At 67.0% G+C, this 18,743-nt stretch carries 17 protein-coding genes; 5 read left to right on the top strand and 12 right to left on the bottom strand.

The window, feature by feature from the left end; all coding sequences use genetic code 11:
- Window positions 1–12: 12 nt before the first annotated feature.
- The 8 genes from BM031_RS08610 to BM031_RS08575 all read right to left on the bottom strand — a co-directional run bounded on the left by BM031_RS08610 (window position 13) and on the right by BM031_RS08575 (window position 7,059).
- Entirely contained in the window at window positions 13–1,209 is a 1,197-nt protein-coding gene (locus BM031_RS08610; RefSeq protein WP_091873850.1) for an acyltransferase family protein, read from the bottom strand.
- A gap of 81 nt (window positions 1,210–1,290) precedes the next feature.
- Complete coding sequence (locus tag BM031_RS08605) at window positions 1,291–1,584, bottom strand: GIY-YIG nuclease family protein (protein ID WP_091873847.1); 294 nt, start codon at window positions 1,582–1,584, stop codon at window positions 1,291–1,293.
- Between the two features lie 256 nt (window positions 1,585–1,840).
- On the bottom strand, window positions 1,841–3,073 hold the full coding sequence (locus BM031_RS08600; RefSeq protein ID WP_091873845.1) for an argininosuccinate synthase: 1,233 nt from the start codon (window positions 3,071–3,073) through the stop codon (window positions 1,841–1,843).
- Between the two features lie 92 nt (window positions 3,074–3,165).
- Window positions 3,166–3,567: a VOC family protein gene (locus BM031_RS08595; RefSeq protein ID WP_091873842.1), complete on the bottom strand. Its 402-nt coding sequence runs from the start codon at window positions 3,565–3,567 to the stop codon at window positions 3,166–3,168.
- Between the two features lies 1 nt (window position 3,568).
- Window positions 3,569–4,495, bottom strand: a complete 927-nt coding sequence (argF, locus tag BM031_RS08590) for an ornithine carbamoyltransferase (protein WP_091873840.1) — start codon at window positions 4,493–4,495, stop codon at window positions 3,569–3,571.
- 76 nt (window positions 4,496–4,571) lie between these two features.
- Window positions 4,572–5,471 (bottom strand): ribosome small subunit-dependent GTPase A, encoded by a 900-nt coding sequence (rsgA, locus tag BM031_RS08585; protein WP_091873837.1) that lies wholly within the window; start codon window positions 5,469–5,471, stop codon window positions 4,572–4,574.
- Window positions 5,468–5,800 (bottom strand): 4a-hydroxytetrahydrobiopterin dehydratase, encoded by a 333-nt coding sequence (locus BM031_RS08580; protein WP_091873834.1) that lies wholly within the window; start codon window positions 5,798–5,800, stop codon window positions 5,468–5,470. The genes rsgA and BM031_RS08580 overlap by 4 nt, the downstream gene beginning before the upstream one ends.
- Window positions 5,797–7,059 carry a M48 family metallopeptidase gene (locus BM031_RS08575; RefSeq protein ID WP_091873832.1) on the bottom strand — a complete coding sequence of 421 codons (1,263 nt, stop codon included), beginning with the start codon at window positions 7,057–7,059 and terminating at the stop codon, window positions 5,797–5,799. The genes BM031_RS08580 and BM031_RS08575 overlap by 4 nt, the downstream gene beginning before the upstream one ends.
- A 78-nt stretch (window positions 7,060–7,137) precedes the next feature.
- Here BM031_RS08575 and orn point away from each other — a divergent pair, with 78 nt between their 5' ends.
- A complete protein-coding gene (gene orn / locus BM031_RS08570) occupies window positions 7,138–7,722 on the top strand; it encodes an oligoribonuclease (protein ID WP_091873829.1) in 585 nt (194 codons plus the stop codon).
- A gap of 62 nt (window positions 7,723–7,784) precedes the next feature.
- On the top strand, window positions 7,785–10,241 hold the full coding sequence (locus BM031_RS08565) for a hybrid sensor histidine kinase/response regulator (RefSeq protein ID WP_229408722.1): 2,457 nt from the start codon (window positions 7,785–7,787) through the stop codon (window positions 10,239–10,241).
- 110 nt (window positions 10,242–10,351) lie between these two features.
- Here the strand turns inward: BM031_RS08565 and BM031_RS08560 are convergent, their stop codons facing one another.
- Entirely contained in the window at window positions 10,352–11,296 is a 945-nt protein-coding gene (locus BM031_RS08560; protein ID WP_091873824.1) for an MBL fold metallo-hydrolase, read from the bottom strand.
- A 146-nt stretch (window positions 11,297–11,442) separates the two neighbouring features.
- Here BM031_RS08560 and BM031_RS08555 point away from each other — a divergent pair, with 146 nt between their 5' ends.
- Complete coding sequence (locus tag BM031_RS08555; RefSeq protein WP_091873821.1) at window positions 11,443–12,576, top strand: HPP family protein; 1,134 nt, start codon at window positions 11,443–11,445, stop codon at window positions 12,574–12,576.
- A gap of 21 nt (window positions 12,577–12,597) precedes the next feature.
- Here BM031_RS08555 and BM031_RS08550 read toward each other — a convergent pair whose 3' ends face one another.
- Together BM031_RS08550 and BM031_RS08545 are read right to left on the bottom strand one after the other, a co-directional pair.
- Entirely contained in the window at window positions 12,598–13,290 is a 693-nt protein-coding gene (locus tag BM031_RS08550; protein ID WP_091873818.1) for a UPF0149 family protein, read from the bottom strand.
- Window positions 13,291–13,535: 245 nt separating this feature from the next.
- A complete protein-coding gene (locus BM031_RS08545; protein ID WP_177207689.1) occupies window positions 13,536–14,573 on the bottom strand; it encodes an alpha/beta hydrolase in 1,038 nt (345 codons plus the stop codon).
- Window positions 14,574–14,741: 168 nt separating this feature from the next.
- Here BM031_RS08545 and BM031_RS08540 point away from each other — a divergent pair, with 168 nt between their 5' ends.
- Together BM031_RS08540 and BM031_RS08535 are read left to right on the top strand one after the other, a co-directional pair.
- The gene (locus BM031_RS08540; RefSeq protein WP_091873817.1) at window positions 14,742–15,749 is read left to right on the top strand and encodes a serine/threonine protein kinase; all 1,008 of its coding nucleotides are present in this window, start codon (window positions 14,742–14,744) and stop codon (window positions 15,747–15,749) included.
- A gap of 110 nt (window positions 15,750–15,859) precedes the next feature.
- Window positions 15,860–18,181, top strand: coding sequence for a coiled-coil domain-containing protein (locus BM031_RS08535; protein WP_091873814.1), 2,322 nt, complete (start codon window positions 15,860–15,862; stop codon window positions 18,179–18,181).
- Between the two features lie 104 nt (window positions 18,182–18,285).
- Here BM031_RS08535 and BM031_RS08530 read toward each other — a convergent pair whose 3' ends face one another.
- Complete coding sequence (locus BM031_RS08530; protein ID WP_091873812.1) at window positions 18,286–18,693, bottom strand: DUF8785 domain-containing protein; 408 nt, start codon at window positions 18,691–18,693, stop codon at window positions 18,286–18,288.
- Between the last annotated feature and the right edge of the window lie 50 nt (window positions 18,694–18,743).

The following is an 18,743-nucleotide window of genomic DNA, read 5'->3' as shown; positions in this document are numbered from 1 at the left end:
AAATGGCGAACGCTAGAGCTGGCTGGCCGCCACCGTTACTGCCGCCTTGCCGGCTTTCGGCTGGCGGCGCCCGTTGAGCAGCACCCCGATGAAGCTATGGCGCACCAGCAGCTGGTAGCTGAGCAGGCAGGCCGCGGTCGTGGCCGCGATATTGAGCAGCATTTTCGCGGCCAGCCCCAGCGGCAGGGTGTAGACCATGGCGCCAAAGCCGATCGTTCCCAGCATATGTACCAGGAACACCCAGTACGAGCTGTCGGATACGTAGCGCAGCACGCGGTTCTGCCTGGCCACGTAACGCAGGAACAGGCCGACCAGGGCAAGACTCCACAACCAGCTGGTCAGGTTGTAGAGCAGGGCAATCCACGCTTCGATATGCGGCACGGCGCCCGGTTGGCTGGTAAAGGCCTTGAACGCCCCCAGCGCCGCGATGAAGATGGCCAGCCCGGCAAGGGTGTTGCGCCAGGCGGTGCGCGTGTAGTACGGGAACAGCGCATCCTGGTGGCGGTACGCGAGCAGGCCGAACACGAAGAACAGGCCATGGTGCAGGACCTCGGGCAATTGCAGGATGAAGGATCCGCTCGAGGCAAGTACGCCGGCCCGGTAGGTGGATCCGATGGCCGCCAGCGGCAGGGTGAGGACGAGCGGCCCCCACCAGCTGGCCGCGAGCGCCATGAAGCACTTGTCGACGGCCCGGTGCGCGGCGGCGGGCAGGCGCGCCCACAGCGGCGCCAGGGCTGCCGTGAACACGCAGAACCAGATCAGGTAGTAGATGAACCACATGTGCATGGTGCTGAACGGCGAGGCAGTCGCGCCCTTCTTGCCCAGCAGCGCCAGCTCGATGCCCCAGGTCCCGTACACCATCAGGTGCACGTAGAGCAGCATCAGCACCGTGGTGCAGACGATCAGGATCGGCCAGAAGATCGTAAACGGCAGCGCAAGGCGGCGCATCCGGTGCTTGAGCATCGCCTTTGGCCCCCGGCGCGCCACCAGCAGGGCGACGAAGAAGCCGGCCAGGATGAAGAACACCGGCATGCGGAAGGCGTGGATGAACAGCAGGAGCAGGTCGGCCAGGGGAGAGGTCTGGGAATCGCGCCAGGGCAGGGGGGACGGGCCGGTGGTGTGGTTGATGGCGACGTGAATCAGGATCCCGAGCCACATCATGACGGCGCGGAGGTTGTCGAAAGCGTGCAGCCGGCCGGGGTGATCCATGTGGTGCCCTTGGTGTGATCGAGGTCGGTCGGATTCTACGGCATAAAGTTGTGCAATCAGTAAAGATCGGCTGGTGGCGGCTCAGCTGATGATCTGTGCATAGAGGTCGTGCCAGTTGGGGTTGGTGGATTGTATGAGGTTGATCTTCCAGTCCCGCGGCCATTCCTTGATTTGCTTTTCGCGGGTAATCGCCGCGATGATGTCCGAGTGGACTTCGTACCAGACCAGTTGCTTGATGTTGTAGGTTTTCGTGAAGCCGGCTACGAAGCCTTCCTTGTGTTGCCAGATGCGGCGGATGAGGTCGGACGTGACACCGGTGTAGAGCGTGCCGTAGGGACGGCTGGCGAGGATGTAGACGTAGGAGTGTTTGTCCATCGCAGCATCGTCGCGCTAACGATGGTTTCGAGGGCTGCGTGTGCGCAAACAAGCTTGGGTTCCGGCCTTCGCCGGAACGACGGTTTTGAGGATTGGTATATGAACTGCGCTTCCGGTAACGCCAAGCGTTAAAGCAAGCACCGTCGTTCCGGCGCAGGCCGGAACCCAAGTCCGCCGCACTGACGTACCCTATTTCCCGTCCGCTGTTTCCATAAAAAAAGCCGCCCACAGGGCGGCTCTCGAGGCAGTTAAGCGCTTATTGCCCGCGCTTCGCCCTGGCTTTCGCCGCGATCCGCATCCGCAGCGCATTGAGCTTGATGAACCCGCCCGCATCCGCCTGGTTGTACGCGCCGCCATCTTCATCGAAGGTCGCGATATTCATGTCAAACAACGAATCGGTCTTCGAATCGCGCGACACGACGATCACATTGCCCTTGTACAGCTTCACGCGCACCCAGCCGTTCACGGTGGCTTGCGTGTGGTCGATCAGGGTCTGCAGTGCGACCCGTTCCGGCGCCCACCAGTAGCCGTTATAGATCAGCGACGCATAGCGCGGCATCAGGTCGTCCTTCAGGTGCGCCACTTCGCGGTCCAGGGTGATCGATTCGATCGCACGGTGGCCCTTGAGCATGATGGTGCCGCCCGGGGTTTCGTAGCAGCCGCGCGACTTCATGCCGACGTAGCGGTTTTCCACCAGGTCGAGGCGACCGATGCCGTGCTTGCCGCCCAGGCGGTTCAGTTCGGTCAGCACGGTGGCAGGGCTCATGCGCACGCCGTTGAGCGCCACGATGTCGCCGCGCTCGTATTCGAGGTCGAGGTACTCGGCTTCGTCGGGCGCCGCTTCCGGCGACACCGACCAGCGCCACATCGATTCCTCGGCTTCGGCGCTCGGGTTTTCCAGGTGGCGGCCCTCGAAGCTGATGTGCAGCAGGTTGGCGTCCATCGAGTAGGGCGCGCCGCCGTTCTTGTGCTTCATGTCCACCGCGATGCCCGCGTCTTCCGCGTACTTCAGCAGCTTCTCGCGCGACAGCAGGTCCCATTCACGCCATGGCGCAATGATCTTGACGTCCGGTTTGAGCGCATAGGCGCCCAGCTCGAAACGCACCTGGTCGTTGCCCTTGCCGGTGGCGCCGTGCGAGATGGCGTCGGCGCCGGTTTCGTTGGCGATCTCGATCAGGCGCTTGGCGATCAGCGGGCGGGCGATCGAGGTGCCGAGCAGGTATTCGCCTTCGTACACGGTGTTGGCGCGGAACATCGGGAACACGAAATCGCGCACGAATTCTTCGCGCACGTCGTCGATGTAGATGTTCTCCGGCTTGATGCCGAACTTGATCGCCTTGGCGCGCGCAGGCTCGAGTTCTTCGCCCTGGCCGAGGTCGGCGGTGAAGGTGACGATCTCGCAGCCGTAGTGATCTTGCAGCCATTTCAGGATGACGGAGGTGTCGAGGCCGCCGGAGTAGGCGAGGACTACTTTTTTAATGTCGCTCATGGATTGGTTCCAGTAGGGAGGGAGGTGGGATTGATTGGTCAGCCGGCCCTTGGGAGGTCCGCCCCGGCGAAGCGGGACGGACGGGCCGACGATCAGGCATCAGGGTTGTGGCATACAGCTTCGATGTTATGGCCGTCCGGGTCGAGCACGAACGCGCCGTAGTAACCAGGGTGGTAATGGGGGCGCGGGCCGGGCGCGCCATTGTCGCGGCCACCGGCGGCCAGCGCCGCATGGTAGAACGCGTCGACCTGTGCGCGGCTGGTCACGCGGAAGGCCACGTGGATGGGCGGCTGGTTCACGCCGCGCGCGGCGGTGGCGCCGGAGATCCAGAAGTCCGGCTTGGGCGGCTCGCCGAAACCGGCGACGTCGGTGCTGCCCGTGACGGCTGCCGGGATCTCGGCCAGCAGCGCATAGCCGATCGGCGCCAGCGCCTGGCTGTAGAAGGCGCGGCTGCGCGGGAAATCCGAGACGATGACGCCGGTGTGGTCGATCATGTTACTTGTCCTCGAGGCGGCCCAGCAGCAGGTATTCGATCAGCGCCTTCTGCACGTGCAGGCGGTTTTCCGCTTCGTCCCAGACCACCGACTGCGGGCCGTCGATGACCTCGGCCGCGACTTCCTCGCCGCGGTGGGCCGGCAGGCAGTGCATGAACAGGGCGTCGGGCGTGGCGCGCGCCATCTTGGCGCTGTCGACGATGAAGCCGTCGAAGGCCTTCAGGCGCTCGGCGTTTTCCTTTTCATAGCCCATGCTGGTCCAGACGTCGGTGTTGACCAGGTGCGCGCCTGCGCAGGCGTCGGACGGGTTGTCGAACAGCGTGTAGCGATCGGTCGAGACCAGGCTCGGATCGAGGTCATAACCCTTCGGGGTCGAGACGTTCAGGTGGAAGCCGAAGACTTCGGCCGCCTGCAGCCACGAGTACAGCATGTTGTTGGCGTCGCCGATCCAGGCCACCGTCTTGCCGGCGATCGGGCCGCGGTGTTCGTAGAAGGTGAAGATATCGGCCAGCACCTGGCAGGGGTGGTGCTCGTTGGTCAGGCCATTGATCACCGGGACGCGCGAATGCGCGGCGAAGCGCTCGATGATCTCCTGGCCGAAGGTGCGCACCATGATGATGTCGCACATGCGCGACATGACCTGGCCCGCGTCTTCCACCGGCTCGCCGCGCCCCAGCTGGCTGTCGCGCGTGTTCAGGTAGATCGCGGCGCCGCCCAGCTGGTGCATGCCGGCCTCGAAACTCAGGCGGGTGCGGGTGGAGCTCTTCTCGAACACCATCACCAGGGTGCGGTCGACCAGCGGGTGGTAGACCTCGTAGGCCTTGAACTTGCGCTTGATGTCGGTCGCGCGCTGGATGACGTATTCGAATTCGTCGCGCGTGAAGTCGGAGAACTGCAGGAAGTGCTTGATTGGTTGTGAGACTGGCATATCGTCTTGGCTTTGCTGTTATCCCTTGGATTATAAGGGTTTTTGCTTTACGTTAGGGAAGGCAGGGTTTTCGCCATCAATACAAGGTCTGCGCCGATTCGTGCAGCAGCTGCCCGTACAGCTCATGGCGGTAGCGCGCGATCTTCCCGGCGGCCACTGCATCGAGCACCGCGCATTGCGGCTCCTGAAGGTGGCGGCAGTTGTAGTACTTGCAGCTGCCCAGGTAGGGCTTGAACTCGACGAAGGCCCGTTCCAGCATGCCTTCGCTCAGGTGGTACAGCCCGAACTCCTGGAAACCCGGCGAATCGATGATCGCGCTTTTCTCTTCGCCGCCCGGCAGCCAGTACAGGCGCGTGAAGGTGGTGGTGTGCTTGCCGGTGTCGAGCGCTTCCGAGATCTCGCGCACGGCGATGTCGGCATCCGGCACCAGCAGGTTGATGAGCGAGGACTTGCCCATGCCCGACTGGCCGATGAAGATCGACGACTGGCCCGCCAGCAGCGGCATCAAGGTGGCGACGGCGTGCTCGGGATCGGCGCGCGCCGACAGCTCGTGCACCGGGTAGCCGAGCGAACCATACAGGCCGGCGCGTTCGCGGGCGCGCGGCAGCAGTTCGGCGACGTCGACCTTGTTGAGGATGATGTGGGCCTCGATGCCGGCCGCTTCGGCCGCCACCAGCGAGCGCGAGACCAGGTCGTCGGCGAAACCGGGCTCGGTGGCGACGACAATGAACAGGCGCGTGATGTTCGCCGCCAGCAGCTTGGATTTGTACTGGTCGGAGCGGTAGAGCAGGGTGCTGCGGTCGGCGATGCGCTCGATGACGGCCTGGTTCTCCGAGGTTTTTTGCAGGTGGACGATGTCGCCCACCGCCACATTGGTTTTCTTGCCGCGCGTGACGCACTGGAGCAGCGCGCCGTCGGCGTCGGCCAGGTAGTGGCGGCCGTGGGCCGCGATGATGGTGCCGGTGAGGTCGCTCATGCGCCTGTTCCTTGTGCGTAGAGCGCGTCGGCCTTGGCCGCGCAGATGAAATCGTTGTCGGACAGCGCATTGCCGGCCGAATGGGTGGTGTAGGTCAGGGTGCAGTGGCGGTAGCCCACCAGCATGTCCGGATGGTGGTTTTCACTTTCCGCCATCGCCGCGATGGCGTTCACAAAAGCGATGGTCGCGCGGTAGTCGGCGAAGCGGTAGTCGCGCGCGATGCTGCTGCCGGCGGCCTGCCAGTCGGGCAGCTCGGCCAGGCGCGCGGCGATGGTCGCCGCGTCCAGCGCGGGCGCCCCATGCACGCTGTGTCGGTCGAGGAGCGTCATGCGGCCGCCAGCGCCAGCTGTTTCACCCGCACCGAGGCCGGCGGGTGCGAATCGTAGAAGGCGGAGTGCAGCGGGTCCGGCGTCAGGGTCGAGGCGTTGTCCTCGTACATCTTGACCAGTGCCGACACCAGGTGGCTGCTGTCGGTATGCTTCGCAGCGAAGGCATCGGCCTCGAATTCGTGCTTGCGCGAGGTGATGGAGCTGAGCGGCGAGAGCACGAAGGTAAAGATCGGCAGCACCAGCATGAACAGGATCAGGGCCATGCCGTCGTTCGACGCGCCCATCATGGGCGTGACGCCCAGGCCGGTGTAGAACCAGGCCTGGGTCTTCAGGTAGCCCAGCAGCGCCAGAAAGCCCAGCGACAGCGCGAACAGCACCACGATGCGCTTGACGATGTGGCGCAGCTTGAAGTGGCCCAGTTCGTGCGCCAGCACCGCTTCGATCTCGTGCGGGTCGAGGCGCGCGAGCAGGGTATCGAAGAACACGATGCGCTTGTTGCTGCCGAAGCCAGAGAAGTAGGCGTTGCCGTGGGCGCTGCGCTTGCTGCCGTCCATCACGAACAGGCCTTTCGAGGCGAAGCCCACGCGCGCCATCAGGCCTTCGATGCGCGCTTGCAGGCTGGCGTCGGCCAGGGGCGTGAACTTGTTGAACAGCGGCGCGATCACGGTGGGGTAGAGCACCATCATCAGGAGCTGGAAGCCGCTCCACACGCACCAGGCCCACAGCCACCACAAATCGCCGCTTTTTTCCATCAGCGCCAGGATCACCCACAGCAGCGGCAGGCCGATCAGGGCGCCCACCAGCGCGCCCTTGGCCATGTCGGCCAGCCACAGGCCGGGCGTCATTTTGTTGAAGCCGAAGCGCTGTTCCAGCACGAACTGGCGGTACCAGTCCAGCGGCAGGTCGAGCAGCCCCGACAGGATCGCGAACCCGGCCACCAGCGCCAGCTGGTGCAGCGTGCCGGGGCCGGTCAGCGGCAGCAGGGCGGTCGACAGCGCCTGCAGCCCGCCCAGCAGGGTGAAGCCGACCAGCACCGCGCTGCCCCACAGCAGCGCGACGATACCGAGGCGGGTCTTGGCCACCGTGTAGTCGGCCGCCTTCTGGTGCGCCGCCAGCGGCACCTTTGGCGCAAACTCGGCCGGCACGCTGGCGCGGTGGCGCAGCACGTGGCGGATATGGCGGTTGGCCAGCCAGAAGCGCAAACCGAGGGTCAGCGCAAAGAAAACCACGAACAATACCGAAAACCCGAGTGAAGACATTCTGTGCCTGTGAGAAAATGCAGGGTGAAGCGCACAAGGAAGTGCACGACCGGATACCAATAAGGCAAAGAGAGAATTATGTCACAAGCTACACAAACCGAAGGGGCAGCCGCAGCCGCGCGCCCGAATGAATTCAACCTGGTCTGGCTGGACATGGAAATGACCGGCCTGGACCCGGACAATGACCGCATCATCGAAGTGGCCGTGGTGGTCACCGACCCGGACCTGAACATCATCGCCGAAGGCCCGGTGTTCGCCATCCACCAGTCGGACGCGACGCTGGACAAGATGGACAACTGGAACAAGGGCACCCACGGCAAGTCGGGCCTGATCGACCGCGTCAAGGCCTCCACCGTCACCGAAGCCCAGGCCGAGCAGGAACTGATCGCCTTCCTGAAAAAATACGTGCCGAACAACAAGTCGCCGATGTGCGGCAATTCGATCTGCCAGGACCGCCGCTTCATGGCGCGCGGCATGCCGAAGCTGGAAGCCTTCTTCCACTACCGCAACCTGGACGTGTCGACCCTGAAGGAACTGTGCCGCCGCTGGAAACCGGAACTGGCGTCCGGCTTCAAGAAGCACCAGAAGCACACCGCGCTGGCCGACATCCATGAGTCGATCGAAGAGCTGCGCTACTACCGCGAGCATTTCATCAAGCTGTAATGCCGCACCGGCCTGCGATACATATGTGTCGCAGGCAATAAACGTGTGCGACAATCGGCGTCATGCCCCACCCACCCCACGCAGCAATTGACGGCGACAACGCGATGCGTGCGCGCATCCGCCGCCACGACTGGCGCCAGACGCCGCTCGGCCCGCCCGAGCACTGGCCGCCGGCCCTGCGCACGGCGGTCGACATGATGCTGCACTCGGCCTTCCCGATGTTCATGGCATGGGGGCCGGACCTGGTCTTCCTCTATAACGACGCGTATGCGCCCCTGCTCGGGCAAAAGCACGGCCGCGCGCTGGGCGAGCGCTTCTGCGACCTGTGGGCCGAGGTCTGGAGCGAGATGGTGCCGCTGATCGACCGCGCCCTGTCGGGTAAACCCGTCTACTTCGAAGACATGCCGATGACCGTGGTGCGGCGCGGCTACCCCGAGCGCGCCACCTTCACCTTCTCGCATGCCCCGCTCATCGGCAACGACGGCCAGGTGGCCGGCCTGTTCTGCACCGTGATGGAAACCACGCGCCGCGTCGCCGCCGAGCGCCGCGCGGCGTTCGAGCTTACCGTGTCGGATGCGCTGCGGCCGCTGTCGTCGGCCGAGGAAGTGATCGCCACCGCCAGCGTGCTGCTGGGCGGCGAGCTGCATGCGGACCGGGTGGTGTACGCCGAGATGAACCAGGCCAGCGGCCGCTTCACGGTGCCGCGCGGCTGGGCGCGCGACGGCCGGGGCATGACGCAGCCGAGCTACAGCCTCGATGGCTACGGCCCCGCCGTGGCCGCCGCGCTGCGCGCGGGCGACGTGGTGCGCATCCAGGACACCGCCTGCGATGTGCGCACCGTGGGCTATCGCAGCGCCTATGCCACCGACGGTGTCGGCTCGCTGCTGGTGGTGCCGCTGGTGAAAGCGAACCGCCTCACGGCCTGCCTGGGGATCGACTGCGCCCAGCCGCGCCACTGGAGCGACGACGACCTGCAGCTGGTGCGCGACCTGGCCGAGCGCACCTGGGCCGCAGCCGAAACCGCGCGCGCCCAGGCCGAACTGCGCGCGGAGCGCGACCGCAGCCGCAATATCTTCGACACCATCGCCGAAGGCTTCGCCCTGTTCGACGCCAGCTGGACCGTGCTGGAAATGAATGCGGAGGGCCTGCGCATCTGCCGCATGCAGGAGCAGGACGTCGTCGGCCGCAACCACTGGGAAGCCTTCCCCCATACGGTCGACGCCGAACCGGGCCCGATGTACCGCGCCGTGATGCGCACCCGGGTGGCCGGCAGCGCCGAGCATTCCCACGTGTTCCCGGACGGCGTGCGGATCTGGACCGAGGTGCGCGCCTACCCGATGCAGGACGGCGGCCTGGCCGCGTTCTTCCGCGACATCACCGACCGCAAGCTGGCCGAGGAAAAACTGGTGGAAGCCGACCGCCGCAAGGACGAGTTCCTGGCGATGCTGGCGCACGAGCTGCGCAACCCGCTGGCGCCGATCAGCGCGGCGGCCGAACTGCTGCGCATCGGCACGCTGGACGAGGCGCGGGTGCGTCAGGGCAGCAACATCATCGGGCGCCAGGTGCGCCACATGACGCGTCTGGTGGACGATCTGCTGGATGTCTCGCGCGTCACCCGCGGCCTGATCACGCTGGAGCGCACGCAAGTGGGCATGCGCGGCGTGGTGCAGGAGGCGGTGGAGCAGGTGCGTCCCGCCATCGATGCGCGGCGCCAGAGGCTCGCGGTGCGCCTGCCGCCCTCGTGGGTGCTGGTCGAGGGCGACCGCGCGCGCCTGGTGCAGGTAGTGGCCAATGTGCTGGGCAACGCCGCAAAATATACGCCGGAGGCTTGCGCCATCGAGCTCGATGCCACCGTACACGGCGACAGCCTGCAGGTCAGGGTGCGCGACGAAGGCATCGGCATGGACCAGGACCTCACCAGCCGGGTGTTCGACCTGTTCACGCAGGCCGAGCGCTCGCCCGACCGCTCGCAGGGCGGGCTGGGACTGGGCCTGGCGCTGGTGCGCAACCTGGTGGAGCTGCACGGCGGGACGGTCGGCTGTTCCAGCCCGGGACTGGGGCAGGGCAGCACCTTCACCATCGAGCTTCCGCTGTTGCCGGGCGCCGTGGCCGAAGCGGAGCCCGAGGAGGCCGTCCCGGCGGGGCACGCCGCCTCATTGACCGTGCTGGTGGTGGACGACAACGTCGACGCGGCCGAGACGCTCGGCCTGCTGCTGGCCGCGCATGGCCACCAGGTGATGGTCGAGCACGAACCGCTGGCCGCGCTCGCGCGCGCCCGCGCTGCCGCGCCGGACGTCTGCCTGCTCGACATCGGCCTGCCCGGGATGGACGGCCACGAACTGGCGCGCAGCCTGCGCGCCCAGCCCGAGACGGCGGGCGCGGTGCTGGTGGCCATCACCGGCTACGGCCAGCAGCAGGACCGCAACGACGCCTTCGCGGCCGGCTTCCATCACCACCTGGTCAAGCCGGTCGACATCGAGCAGCTGGCGCGTTTGCTGGATGGGGTGGCGGCCAGGTAGGGTGCACGGCTGTGCCGTGCGCGCGTCCAGCCAGCGCATGCCCCGCCACTATGCTGCCGGGAGTCGAACGCGCGGTCGGCGGAGCCGACCACCCTACGGCCGGATACGCCTTAGCGCATCTGGGTGTAATTCACCGGAATGAACCGGTAGCCCTTGCCCTCGCTGCGCAGGTAGCCCATGCCCGGGAACTGCAGGTGGGCGCCGCCGATCAGGTAGCCGCCCTTGGCCGCCGCGTCGAAGGCTTTCATGCGCGGCGCGGCCGCCGCCTTCTGGTCGCTGTCGAACTCGATCGTCACCGCCGGGTTCTCCATCTGGACCGCCGCCACGTGGATCAGGTCGCCAATCAGGTGCAGCTTCTGGCCGCCGCTTTCGACCAGGTAGGTGGTGTGGCCCGGCGTGTGGCCGTGCCCGGCCTGGGCGCGGATGCCGGGCACCAGCTCGACGTCGCCCTCGAAGGGTTTGAACTTGCCGGCCTTGAGGTAGGGGGTCACCGCGGCCATCGCCGACTTGAACGTGCCCTTGTCGGTCGATTTCTCCATGTTCGCCTGGCTCAGCCAGTAGTCGGATTCCTTCTTGTTGGCGCGCACGGTGGCGTTCGGGAACACGAGTTTGGCGCCGTTCACCAGGCCGCCCAGGTGGTCGCCGTGGAAGTGGGTGATGTAGATCTCGTCGACCTGCTCCGGCTGGTAGCCGGCGGCCTTGAGGTTGGCGGCCAGGCGCCCGAGCGTGGGGCCGAAGAAGGAACCGGCGCCGCTGTCGATCATGACCAGCTTGCTGCCGGTGTTGACCAGGTAGGCGTTGGCCGAGGTTTCCACCGGCGTTTTCAGGTGGACCCGGGCCAGGGTGTCGGTGGTTTTCTTCGCGTCCTGGGCCAGCAGCTTGTCGACCGGCAGGTCGACCGTGCCGTCCGACAGCGGGGTGATCTCGAACTGGCCGAGCATGACGCGGAAGTAGCCCGGGGCAGGGGTCTTGGCCATCGGCGCGGCGGCCCAGGCCGGGCTGGCGAGGCAGGCGGCGGCGAGGGTGGACAGGGTCAGGTGCTGGAGTGTGTTCATCGCGGGTCCTTGTATGGGTTCCTGCGGCGCGGCTGGCCGCAACGAGTTGCATATCCTACATGATTGCCTGAACGAATACCCGTGGCCGGCACGCGATCGCGCAAGCTGTGGTGTAATGGCAGGTTTCATTGGTACAAATTGATTCCATGTTCTCGATGCTGCTTGAGAAGCTGAGGCGCTTGCGCCCGGCCGGATCCGCATCGGTCTCCGGGCAGGCCTATGCCGCCTGCGGCGCCTTGCTGGTGCTTCTGCTGACCGAGCTGTTCAGCCGCGAAGTGCTGGCCGCCGCCGGCGTCGGTTCCGTTCCCTTCCTGGTCGCGCCGATGGCCGCCTCGGCCGTGCTGCTGTTCTGCCTGCCTGCGGCGCCGCTGGCCCAGCCCTGGCCCGTCATTGGCGGCAACATCATCTCGGCGCTGGTCGGCGTGGCCTGCTCCCAGCTGGCCGACCCGGTGGTGGCCGCGCCGCTGGCGGGCGGCCTGTCGATCGCCGCCATGCTGGCGCTGCGCTGCCTGCATCCGCCGGGCGGCGCGGTGGCCGTCACCGCGGTGCTGGGCGGGGCCGCCGTGCACGACATCGGTTTCTGGTTCGCTCTGGCGCCGGTGGGCCTGAACTCGGCCATCATGGTGCTGGGCGCGGTGGCGTGGAACAATGTGTCCGGCCACCGCTACCCGCACGTGCAGCCGGCCGCGCGCCCGCGTGAAGAGCCGGCCGGTTTTGCCAGCGAAGACCTGGACGCCGCGCTGGACAGTTACGGCGAAACGCTCGACGTCAGCCGCGACGACCTGGCGACGATCCTGGCCGACACCGAGCAGCGCGCCGCCGCGCGCCGCGCACGCCAGCACAGCTGCGGCGAACTGGCGCATCCGGTGCCCGCGACCTTGCACCTGGATACGCCGCTGGCAACGGCGCGCGCGCTGCTGGTGCGCCATGGCGTGCCGGCGCTGCCGGTGGTCGATAGCAGCGGCTGCCCGGTCGGGGTGCTGAGCATGAGCAGCCTGGTGGCGGCCGGGGGCAGCGCCAGCCGCCCGCTGCCGGCCCGCGCGCGGCGCGCCACGGCGCTGCTGTTCGGGCACGATACGGTGCCGACCGTGGGCCAGCTGGTGGAGACCGGCTTTATCGCCGTGGCGCAAGGCGCACCCGTGACGGCGCTGCTGGCGCGCTTCCATGACGGGGCCAGGCAGGTGTTCGTGGTGGACGAGGAGGGCAGGCTGGCGGGGATGGTGCAGCCGGGGGACTTGCTGGTGGGGCTGGACCTGGGCGTGCTGGAGGCGGCTGCGTGAGGCGGCCACCTCCGTTTTGGATCAGCTCGTTTCGGCGCCGCAGCACTTCTTGAACTTCTTGCCGCTGCCGCAAGGACAGTCGTCGTTGCGGCCGACTTTCGGTTCCTCGCGCACCACGGTCTCGACCGCTGGCTTACGCAGCGGCAGCCAGTAGCGGTGGATGGCCGGCAGGTTGGCTTCGATGTCCAGCGCCAGCTGGTGCGCCTTTTTCGGGTCTTCGACTTCCGGCAGTTCGGCTTCTTCGATCTCGTCGGCGCCGAGCAGGTAGAGCGGACGCATCAGTTCTCCGACTTCCGATTCCCAGATCGGGTCCCAGGAATTCGGACGCAATTCCATCCCTTCCCAGAAGCCCCAGCACCAGGCTTCGGCGTCGATCAGGGTGTCGTTGCCGACCTGGTGCTCGCAGTAGAGCGGCTCGAATTCCTTCGGCGCGACTTCGAAGGTGATCAGCACTTCGTTCATGAAGCGCATGATCAGGTTGATGATACGTTCTTCTTCCTTCGGATTCTTCCACTTCGGCGCCTGCTTGCCATCTTCGCCCCAGATCCGCGGCAGCCATTCGGCCGGCATGATGGTTTCCGGGCCGATCGCGATCGCGGTCAGGTAGCCGTGCAGGGTATCCATCGTCATCGCATCCTCGGGGGAGCGATCGGACAGCAGGAACTGGTCGAGGTCGTCGAATTCTTTTTCGGAGAGGGGCTGTTCGAGATGCATGGGAGGCTCTTGTTGCGGTTGAAGGTGGCAGTTTAACCGGTACGGCTTACAAGAGCATGGAAATCGTGTGCTTTGGCCACCTGCTGTAAAACCGTCGTTCCGGCGAAGGCCGGAACCCAAGTTGGTCGCGTCAAGTTGGCGGGTGCACGCAAGCACTAAGGGGACCCGACGGAATTGGATCCCGGCCTGCGCCGGGATGACGGTCTCTCTGCTAGTGGTGAAAGCAGAAGCTAACGCGAGTAAAACTACTTCTTCACCCCAAACGCCTTGCTCAGCGCATCGGCCGCATACTGCTCCGCCTCCTTCGCCTTCGGCACCACCGCCCCCATCCCGAAGAACTCATGCGTCACGCCGCTCCATTCGCGGTAATCGACAGCCACGCCGTCCTTCTTGAGCTTGTCCGCATACTGCTTGCCTTCGGTCAGCAGCGGGTCGATTTCCGCTGCCACGATGGTCGCGCCTGGCAGGCCCTTGAGCGAGGTCGCCTTCATCGGCAGTGCGTACGGGCTCTTCGGGTCGCCGGCGTAGTGCTTGAAGAACCAGCCCATCATCGCCTTGTTGAGCGGCTTGGCGTTGGCGTTGCGCTGGTAGGAGGCGTTGTTCATGTCGTCGTTCACCACCGGGTAGACCAGCAGCTGGTGCACCGGCAGTTGCGCCTTCTTGTCGCGGGCCATCATCGACACCACGGTCGCCAGGTTGCCGCCGGCCGATTCGCCGCCGACCGCCACGCGCATCGGGTCGCCGTTGAATTCCCTGGCGTGCTGGGTCACCCACAGGTAGGCCGCGTAGGCGTCGTCCGGCGCGGTCGGGAATTTATGCTCGGGCGCGCGGCGGTAGTCCACGGACACCATGATGGCCTTGGCCATCTTGGCCAGGGCGCGCGGCGAGGCTTCATAGACCTTGGTGTCGGCGATCACGAAGCCGCCGCCGTGGTAGTACACCATCACCGGGAACGGGCCCTTGCCTTCGGGCGTGAAGACGTGGACCGGGATGCTGCCGCCGGCCACCGGCACGTTCATCGTCTTCATGGTCACGCCCGGCTCCGGGGCGGTGCTCTTGCCCATGTCGGTCAGCACCTTTTTCACGGCGTCGGCCGGGGTCGGCTGCTTGCGCGCTTCTTCGGGGGTGAGGGTTTCGATTGGCTTCGGCTTGAGCGCGGCGTGGGCGTCCAGCACCTTCTGCATGGCAGGCTCGGCCTTCGGTGGCTGCGGCGACTGGGCCTGGGCGGCGTTCCAGACAAGAGCGGCGGCGACGGCGGTCAGCGCGAGTGGGAGTTTTTTCATCTTGTTATTCCTGGAGAAGAGGACGTATGCGACGCGGCTGCGTGCAGGTACGTGCCAAAATTCGATCATTCCATGGCAAGTCATCCGTGCACTGTTCGTGCGCGCACCAAATTCGTCAAATTGGGGCGCAGTTAGGACGGAAGCCGGTACGACGCTTACAATGCGCGGATGGATAATTTGCCAACCGAAGAGAACAGCCAGGCGCATCCGTTCGCGCGCCTCGACCCGCAAGCGGTGCTGGAGGCGGTCGAGAGCCTTGGCATGTTCTGCGACGGCCGCCTGCTGGCGCTCAACAGCTACGAGAACCGGGTCTACCAGGTGGGACTGGAAGAGGGGCCGCCGGTGGTGGTCAAGTTCTACCGGCCCGCGCGCTGGAGCGACGAAGCCATCCTCGAAGAGCACGCTTTTGTTGCCGAACTGGAAGCGCAGGAGATCCCGGTGGTGCAGGCGTCTACCCTCGACGGGCGCACCCTGCACAATTTCGGGGGGTACCGCTTCTCGGTGTTCCCGCGCCGCGGCGGCCGCGCGCCGGAACTGGGCGACCCCGCCACGCTCGAATGGATCGGGCGCTTCATCGGCCGCATCCACGCGGTCGGCGCGCGCACGCCCTACGCACTGCGCCCGGAAATCAATCCCGAAACCTTTGGCCGCGCGCCCTACGACTACCTGCGCACGCACGGTTTTATTCCGCCCGAGCTGGCGGCAACCTGGGCCAGCGTGGTCGAGCAGGCATTGGACGGCGTGGCGCGCTGCTACGAGCGGGCCGGCGAACTGCCGCTGCTGCGCCTGCACGGCGACTGCCACGGCGGCAACGTGCTGTGGACCCCGGACGGCCCGCACTTCGTCGACTTCGACGACAGCCGCATGGGCCCGGCCGTGCAGGACCTGTGGATGCTGCTCTCGGGCGAGCGCCAGGAGATGGTGGGGCAGATGGCCGACGTGCTGGCCGGTTATGAAGATTTCTGCGATTTCCACCCGCGCCAGTTGTACCTGGTCGAGGCGCTGCGCACCCTGCGCCTGATTCATTATTCGGCCTGGCTGGCGATGCGCTGGGACGATCCGGCCTTCCCGGCCGCCTTCCCCTGGTTTAACACCCAGCGCTACTGGCAGGACCGCATCCTCGAGCTGCGCGAGCAGGTGGCCCTGATGGACGAGCCACCGCTCTGGCAGGTGTAGGTTTAAACAAGGAACTGGGCCCGGTTCGCCGTCCAGTTCGGCGTGACAGGCTTGCACGATTTGCCGGATAATCGGCTGGACGCCGCCTGCGCCAGCCACCGAGAACGACCATGGACCCCATCAAGCCCGAGCACGACGATACCGACTTCACGATCGACCTTTCGCACGCCGGCAGCGCCGTGCCGCCGGCGGCCGGGCGCGGCCCGATGGAAATGCGCGACATCCAGGAAGCCATCGCACGCGTCGAAGCCGAAGCCAAGGCCAACGTGGCGGCCGAAAGCCGCGCCCATGCCGAATCGCGCGCCCGCTCGCTGGCGCTGGAACGCGCCGCCATGGACGCCGAGGCCACCGCGGCGGCGCTGGACAGCGCCCAGGCCTCGGAAGCTGCCATCGCCGCCAACCGCGAGCGCCTCGAATCGCTGCGCGCGGCGGCCAAGGCATCAAACGAGCGGCTCGAAGCGATCCGCCAGGAGACCGCCGAACTGCGCGCCCGCGTGCAGTCCGAAACCGAAAGCCGCATGGCGGCCGAAGCACGCGCCCGCGCCGAAGACGAAGCGCGGCGCCGCACCGCGGCCCAGGTCGAGGCCCAGGCCGACATGGCGGCGCACGCCGCCAAGGCCGCCGAGGAACTGCTGGTCCACACCGAACAGGCGCGCCTGCAGGCGGCCGAGCGCATGGCGGCGGTGGAAGCGGCGACCGAGGAAGTCCAGCACAACGCCAGCGCCGACGCGCGCGTGGCGATCCTGGCGCGCGAGCGCGAGCGGGCCGAACGCGGTGCGCGCCAGACCTCGGAAAAACTGGCGCAGGCCGAAGCCGAAGCACTGGAACTGACCCAGCAGCGCGAACGCGCCGACCAGGTGGCACTGAGCGCCGCCTTTGCCCGCGCCGCCGCCGAAGCGCGCGCACTGGAAGAAGCCCGCGCGCTGGCCCACATCGAACAGGAACGCGAAGCCATCGCACTGGCCCAGGCCGAATCCGAACGCGTGGCCGCGCAGTCGCTGCGCCTGCGCATGCAGACCGAAAAGGAACTGCGCGACGCCGCCACCCACCGCGAACGCATCGAGCAGATGGCCGCCTCCAGCGCCGAAGCGCGGCGCGAGGCCGAGCTGCGCATCCTGGCGGCGACCGAAGGGCGCATCGAAGCGGACCGCAAGCTGCGCGAAGTGGCCGAGGCGCGCGCCCAGGCCGAGGAAGAAGCCGGCGCGCAGGTCCAGGCCCGCCTGGAAGCCGAAGCCATCGCCGCGACCCATGCGCGCGAGCGCGCGGCCGCCGACGCCGCCGCCGCGCAGGCGGCCCGGCGCGAAGCCGACGAACAGCAGCGCCAGCGCGCCCTGGCCGAAGAACGCGCCGCCCTGATGCAGGGCGCGGCCGATGCGCTGGCCCTGGAAAATGCCGCGCACGAGGCCGACATGGCCGCCGTGCGCGAGCAAGCCGCGGCGCAGCAGCAGGTGCTGGACGCGGCCCGCCGCCGCGCGGAGCAAGCCGGGCAGCTGCTGCAGGCCGAACGCGAACGCGCCGCCGCCGAAGAAGCGGCGCTGGCGCAGCAGGAGCAGCAATTGCAGGCCGAGCGCGCCCTGGCCCAGGCGGCCGAAGCGCGCGCCCACGCCGCGCATGCGGGCGCCGCGCAGCTGCGCGAGCAGGCCGAGGCCGAGCGGCGCACGGAAGCGGCCCGTCAGGCCAGCCTGGCGGCCCAGCACGAACAGGCGCGCGCCGCGATCGAGGAAGCCGAACATGCCGAAGCCGCGGCGTCGGCCCAGCAGGCGCAGGCCCAACGCGCGCTGGATTTGGCCGCCGCCCAGGCCGACCGCGCCGCGGTCGAACAGCGCCAGCTGGAACTGACCGAAGCGGCCATCGCAGCCGAACAGGCCAGCACCGACGCGGCGCGCGAATCGCTGGCGCTGGTCGAGCGCAAGCTGGCCGCGCAGCGCCAGCAGGCGGCGGCGGATGCGCGTGCGAACGAGGCCGCGGCGGCGCGGCTGGCGTCCGAACAGGCAGCCGCCCAGGCCGCCCAGGCGCGCGCGGCGGCCGAGGAAGAACAGGCGCGGCTGGCGCGCGAGCGCGAAACGGCCGAACTGGACAGCCTGCGCGCGGCAGTCGAGAAGCGCGACGCCCAGCGCGCGCTGCTGGAACACGCGCAGCGCCACGCCGAGACCCAGCGCAAGGCGGCCACCGCCACCCAGCGCATGGCGCAGGCGCGCCAGGAGCTGGCGGCGCTGGAATCGCAGCGCTACGAGGAGCAGTCAGGCGAGCTGGCGGCGCTGGACCGGGCGATCGGCGAGCGCAAGGCGGAAAACGAGCACCGGGTGGTGTCGGTGAATATCACGCGGGAAGTGCTGGGGCGGTTCAAGCAGCCAGTGCCGGCGTCGGCGTCGCAGGCGGTGACGCGCTTGGCGGGGGTGATTGCGGATCAGCGCAAGAACGAGCAGGAGTAGGGTTTTAGTCGCGAAGGTCAAACTGGGTCCCCGCGCAGGCGGGAACCCAATTTACTGTGATACGCCGCGCATATTAATCAGTATCAATTAATACGCCAAACGTATTACTGCCCCTGATTGGGCGCCACCGGATTCACCGGCCCCACACTGGCCTTGGTCGCGAAATACTCCGTCTCCCCGAAGCACGCCGTCGGCACCCCCACGTGCTGCTCGTACGTGATCTGCACCCGCTGCCCCATCGTGTTCTGCAGATGTTTCACCACCGCTTCGTCGCGCACCGAAAACGCGAAGCGCTCGGGAATCGCGCCCGGCATGCTCGACAGGAGGATCTCACCCTCCCAGGTTTTGCACAGCCAGCCCTTCTTGGAGAACTTCTGCAGGTAGCCGGCGCGTTCGCCTTCCGAGTACGACCAGCTCAGCGTGAACCATGTATACAGTGCGAACAGCACCAGCACGGCGGCGAGGGCGGACAGGATCAGGGCGGTGGCGCGTTTTGGCAGGGTCTTGGGCATGGCAGTCAGGAGTGGTTGTCAGGATGGCAGCACGGTGCGGCCGGGGCCCA

The organism is Massilia yuzhufengensis (genome assembly GCF_900112225.1).
Lineage (GTDB): Bacteria > Pseudomonadota > Gammaproteobacteria > Burkholderiales > Burkholderiaceae_D > Telluria > Telluria yuzhufengensis.
This window is presented reverse-complemented; position numbering and strand designations above follow the sequence as displayed.

Bases quoted from the DNA above. Each gene is read 5' to 3' on its own strand.
- BM031_RS08600 (WP_091873845.1), bottom strand. From the start codon at position 3,073: ATGAGCGACATTAAAAAAGTAGTCCTCGCCTACTCCGGCGGCCTCGAC.
- orn (WP_091873829.1), top strand. From the start codon at position 7,138: ATGTCACAAGCTACACAAACCGAAGGGGCAGCCGCAGCCGCGCGCCCG.
- BM031_RS08530 (WP_091873812.1), bottom strand. From the start codon at position 18,693: ATGCCCAAGACCCTGCCAAAACGCGCCACCGCCCTGATCCTGTCCGCC.
- BM031_RS08550 (WP_091873818.1), bottom strand. From the start codon at position 13,290: ATGCATCTCGAACAGCCCCTCTCCGAAAAAGAATTCGACGACCTCGAC.
- argF (WP_091873840.1), bottom strand. From the start codon at position 4,495: ATGCCAGTCTCACAACCAATCAAGCACTTCCTGCAGTTCTCCGACTTC.
- rsgA (WP_091873837.1), bottom strand. From the start codon at position 5,471: ATGAGCGACCTCACCGGCACCATCATCGCGGCCCACGGCCGCCACTAC.
- BM031_RS08560 (WP_091873824.1), bottom strand. From the start codon at position 11,296: ATGAACACACTCCAGCACCTGACCCTGTCCACCCTCGCCGCCGCCTGC.
- BM031_RS08595 (WP_091873842.1), bottom strand. From the start codon at position 3,567: ATGATCGACCACACCGGCGTCATCGTCTCGGATTTCCCGCGCAGCCGC.
- BM031_RS08535 (WP_091873814.1), top strand. From the start codon at position 15,860: ATGGACCCCATCAAGCCCGAGCACGACGATACCGACTTCACGATCGAC.
- BM031_RS08610 (WP_091873850.1), bottom strand. From the start codon at position 1,209: ATGGATCACCCCGGCCGGCTGCACGCTTTCGACAACCTCCGCGCCGTC.
- BM031_RS08555 (WP_091873821.1), top strand. From the start codon at position 11,443: ATGTTCTCGATGCTGCTTGAGAAGCTGAGGCGCTTGCGCCCGGCCGGA.
- BM031_RS08605 (WP_091873847.1), bottom strand. From the start codon at position 1,584: ATGGACAAACACTCCTACGTCTACATCCTCGCCAGCCGTCCCTACGGC.
- BM031_RS08565 (WP_229408722.1), top strand. From the start codon at position 7,785: ATGCCCCACCCACCCCACGCAGCAATTGACGGCGACAACGCGATGCGT.
- BM031_RS08540 (WP_091873817.1), top strand. From the start codon at position 14,742: ATGGATAATTTGCCAACCGAAGAGAACAGCCAGGCGCATCCGTTCGCG.
- BM031_RS08545 (WP_177207689.1), bottom strand. From the start codon at position 14,573: ATGAAAAAACTCCCACTCGCGCTGACCGCCGTCGCCGCCGCTCTTGTC.
- BM031_RS08575 (WP_091873832.1), bottom strand. From the start codon at position 7,059: ATGTCTTCACTCGGGTTTTCGGTATTGTTCGTGGTTTTCTTTGCGCTG.
- BM031_RS08580 (WP_091873834.1), bottom strand. From the start codon at position 5,800: ATGACGCTCCTCGACCGACACAGCGTGCATGGGGCGCCCGCGCTGGAC.